A 2,642-nucleotide genomic window follows, 5' to 3' on the forward strand; every position below is an offset into this window, starting at 1 on the left:
GTTCCACGTGCTGCGCCCCGGCCTGCCGCATGTGGTGGCCGCGCAGCGCGGCGCCGACAAGGCCGCAACCACCGAGACGCAAACGAAGCCGGGTGCCGAGGCTGACCGGCGCGGCTCGCGGCTGGTGCGGATGATCACCATCGCGCTTCTGCCGTTCTTCGCCTATTATGCCGCCTGGGGATTTCTGGGCGACGTCGTGCGGCAGTATTCGCGCGAAACACTCGACCAGGCCGATTTCGGCCAGAGCGCTGATGTGCTCGACGTGCTCGACTCGCGCTGGCTGCTGGTCTCCGTGGCGGTGTCCTGGCTGATCCGCCGGCTGGCCAAATTCATGCAGGCTAAGACAGGTGCGGAGTCGTTCTGGCAGATCGTGGTGGTGATCTGCGAGACCAACTGGATCTTCGTCGGTCTCTACGTGATCAGCCGATGGAAGGATTCGGCCCTGCAATGGCTGATGAGCCGCAATTTCTGGTCGGCCCTGCAGGCATCGGTGGACGGGCTGGCAAACCCGGTGCCGATGGCCTCGGCCGCACCCATGGTGCCGGTCGAGATCTCCTCGATCGCGCCGTCGACGGCTGCGATCAACCTGTTCTTCTTCATGCTCCTGCCGCTGATCTGGCTGGTGATGGCGGCGCTGATCTACGGCTATGATGTGCGCGACGATGCTGCCCTGATGCGCGTGCATGGCCGGCTGGAGCGTGCCGGCCGGCGCTATGCCGGCCTGCCGAAATTCCTGCGCGATTTCGTCGAGCATTTCATCGCCGGCTACCGCTCGCGCTATCTGCCGATCGCCAACGGCGTGCGGCTGACGGTCAGCGCCAGCCTGGTGCTGTTGTGCACGCTGGTGGTCGGCTACCGGTTGCTCGACTGGGGCGCGGCCTGGCTGTGGCTCGGCGCGACGCGGCTGATCGGTCCACACGAGCTCGATATCTGGCAGATTTTTTCGCATGCCGTGACGCTGCTCTTCGGCAGCCCGTTCCAGGATTCCTCCACCGGCATCCTGATCGAGCCGCTGCGCATATGCTTTCTCGCCGCCGTGCTGGAGACGGCGTTTTCGATGGCGAAGCGGGCGGGGAAATGAGCTTTCTTTACGGGGAGAAGGATGCTGTCACTTCGGCGGCCGCTGAAAACGCAGGAACCAGGGGCGCTCGCTGCCCAGGCCAATGGCTGGGCGGATGGTCTCGATGGCATCCTCGGGCACGATGAAGGTCTCGCCGACGCTGATGATTTCGCCCTTTTTGGCGCCGGAGAAGATCGCCGAGGTGCAGTTCATCACGCCGTCCGGCAGGCTGACGCCGGAGATGAAGTCGGGCAGCCAGCGGCGGCCGGCGGCGTCGGTCAGCATCACCTTGCAGCCCAGCCACTGCTTTTGCAGATCGGGATCGCCGACCGTGACGGCGAAGGTGGCGATGACGGCCAAGGCATGCTCGGGCAAGCGGCCGGCCTTGCCGCCGCGCAAATCGGCCAGCCGCCATTCGCTGCCGCCGAACGGCGCGCCTTGGCCAAACTCGACATCCCTGGCGATGAGGTCCTCGCCATGCAGCCATTCACGGATGCTCTCATAGCTGGTTTCGGCCAGCGTCAGCGGCAGCAGGATAGCGAGCGCGGCAAGACCGCGCCGTCGCCATTTTTTCTCGCCACCGCCGGCTGGGTCGATGTCGGTTGAAACCGCGCTCATGTCTTGCCCTGCCGTGTCTGGCCCTGCCGTGTCTGGCCCTGCGGCGGTGCAGGAGCGTCGAGATCGTATAGCGGCAAGACATCCGCCGGTTGACCATCGGCACCGGTCGGAACGGCATCGAGGCTGATGCGAGCCTGGGCGTCGAGCGGGCCGAACTGACGTGCGGCGATAAGCAGGCTGGCGCCTCGGATCTGGTCGGCCGGCAACTCGAAGACGAACAGGCCGCTTCTCTCCAGCCCTGGATCGACGGCATGTGGCGGCATATCCTGGCGATAGCTGAGCCGCTCCGTCTGGCGGTAGCGCAGGCCGGTCGGGCCTTGCCAGGTGCCGTCGGCGACCGTGGTGGAGGTGCTGGTGGCGGTGAGATTGGTCGCTGCCACCGCCCACAGTCCGCTGGTGGTCAGCAGCCTTTCCTGGCCGAACTGGTTGGTCTTCAGCGTGCGCGCAAAGACCATTCTGTCGAGGCGGACATCGAAGCTGCGCGCCCGCACCGTGTCGTGCATGGCGCCATCAATGGGGATCGGCGCGGTGAGTTCGGCATAATGCGGCTTCGACACCTGCATGCCGTAGCTGAGCACCACGGTGGCGGCGACGATCAGGAGATTGCCGATGGCGCGGATCCTCATGAGCCGCTCTCGGGCAGGTCGGCGACCGGCATGGTGACGGTGCCGAGCCGATAGGAATTGAACCAGCCCGGCGTGCCGTAAAGATTGTCGCGCGGCTTGAAGATCTCGGCGGTGACGCCGAAGCTGAGATTTGCCGGCACGGCGGCGTTACCGGCAAGCGGCCAGACATAGGCCATGCGTTCGGTCATGCCGGGATGCAGTTCCGGCGTCAGCGTCGAATCGCGGGCCAGCGCGATCATCGGCGTGGAATCGGGCAGGTCGATCCCGTCCGGCTTGAAGACGTTGAAATAAGCCTTGTCGGATTGCGCCGTGCGATTGGTCAGATCGGCCTCCAACAC

Annotated in this window: 3 protein-coding genes and 1 pseudogene; 1 reads left to right on the forward strand and 3 read right to left on the reverse strand. The window is 65.4% G+C overall.

Annotation, left to right across the window (positions count from 1 at the left end; genetic code table 11):
- A partial coding sequence (locus ENZ74_RS28365; RefSeq protein WP_127313166.1) for a hypothetical protein occupies positions 1-1,081 on the forward strand: 1,081 nt, incomplete at its 5' end.
- A gap of 27 nt (positions 1,082-1,108) precedes the next feature.
- Here ENZ74_RS28365 and ENZ74_RS28370 read toward each other — a convergent pair.
- The 3 genes and pseudogenes from ENZ74_RS28370 to ENZ74_RS28380 all read right to left on the reverse strand — a co-directional run.
- Positions 1,109-1,678 (reverse strand): hypothetical protein, encoded by a 570-nt coding sequence (locus ENZ74_RS28370; RefSeq protein WP_013530578.1) that lies wholly within the window; start codon positions 1,676-1,678, stop codon positions 1,109-1,111.
- A complete protein-coding gene (locus ENZ74_RS28375; RefSeq protein WP_063168643.1) occupies positions 1,675-2,304 on the reverse strand; it encodes a hypothetical protein in 630 nt (209 codons plus the stop codon). Before ENZ74_RS28375 ends, ENZ74_RS28370 begins: the two co-directional genes overlap by 4 nt.
- Positions 2,301-2,642: pseudogene (locus tag ENZ74_RS28380) on the reverse strand (hypothetical protein); the annotation flags it as partial. The pseudogene ENZ74_RS28380 and the gene ENZ74_RS28375, both read right to left, overlap by 4 nt.

Origin of the sequence: Mesorhizobium sp. M7A.F.Ca.CA.002.15.2.1, assembly GCF_003998715.1 — a bacterium.
GTDB lineage: Bacteria > Pseudomonadota > Alphaproteobacteria > Rhizobiales > Rhizobiaceae > Mesorhizobium > Mesorhizobium ciceri.